Here is a 1,053-nt window from a genome sequence, read left to right as displayed (position 1 = left end):
TAAGGCGTGTTTCAAAAATGAAACCGTCTGACCGCCTGCCGTTGGCCGCGTTGGTTCGGCGTCGGCGTGTCGGTGATCGATAGACGGCGAGGTCTCCGGTAGAGGGTTCATCGACCAAGACGAACTTTCATACCGGAGACCTCGTGGCCACCTTAGCGGTGACGAGGCGACACGACCTGACCGACGCTCAGTGGGCGGTATTGGAGCCGCTGTTGCCCAGGCCGCGTGGGTCAGGACGTCCGCCGAAGTGGAGCAGACGGCAGTTGATCGACGGGATCCGGTGGCGGACACGGGTCGGCTCGCCGTGGCGGGACGTGCCTGCGTCGTACGGGCCTTGGCAGACCGTCTACGGGTTGTTCCGCAGGTGGCAGCGGGCCGGAGTGTGGCGGGACATGGTCACCGAGTTGCAGGCTCGGGCCGACGCGGCGGGCATGATCACGTGGGACGTCAGCATCGACTCCACCAGTGCCCGCGCTCATCAGCACGCCGCCGGCGCCCGCAACCATGGCCAGGTGCAGGTCGAGCCGCCCGGCGGTGTCGATGACGAACCCGCCGATCACGCCCTGGGCCGGTCACGAGGTGGGTTGACCACCAAGCTTCACCTGGCCTGTGAACAGGGCCGAAAGCCGTTGTCGACCCTGCTCACCGCCGGACACCGCGGCGACAGCCCGCAGTTCGTCCCCGTGCTGGCGGGGATCCGGGTGCCCAGGACCGGCGGTGGCCGGCCCCGCACCCGACCGGACCGGGTACTGGCCGACAAGGCCTACAGTTCCCGCGCCAACCGGCAGCACCTGGCCCGAAGAGGGATCGCCGCGACCATCCCGATCAAGATCGACCAAGCGGCGAGCCGACGAAGGAAGGGTTCGAAAGGCGGGCGGCCACCCACCTTCGATTCCGGCACCTACCGGCAACGCCACGCCGTCGAGTGCGGCATCAACCAGCTCAAACGCAACCGGGCCCTGGCCACCCGCTACGACAAGCTCGCCGTCCGCTACCACGCCACCGTGCACATCGCCACGATCAACGAATGGCTCCGACCCGGCTTATGAAACA

The 1,053-nt window shown here is 67.6% G+C and carries 1 protein-coding gene; it reads left to right on the top strand.

What is annotated here, in order from left to right:
* The first annotated feature begins 143 nt into the window (after positions 1-143).
* Positions 144-1,049, top strand: a complete 906-nt coding sequence (locus Van01_RS32725) for an IS5 family transposase (protein ID WP_204015830.1) — start codon at positions 144-146, stop codon at positions 1,047-1,049.
* The last annotated feature ends 4 nt before the right edge of the window (positions 1,050-1,053 follow it).

It is taken from the genome of Micromonospora andamanensis, from assembly GCF_016863495.1.
Taxonomy (GTDB): Bacteria; Actinomycetota; Actinomycetes; order Mycobacteriales; family Micromonosporaceae; genus Micromonospora; species Micromonospora andamanensis.
This window is presented reverse-complemented; position numbering and strand designations above follow the sequence as displayed.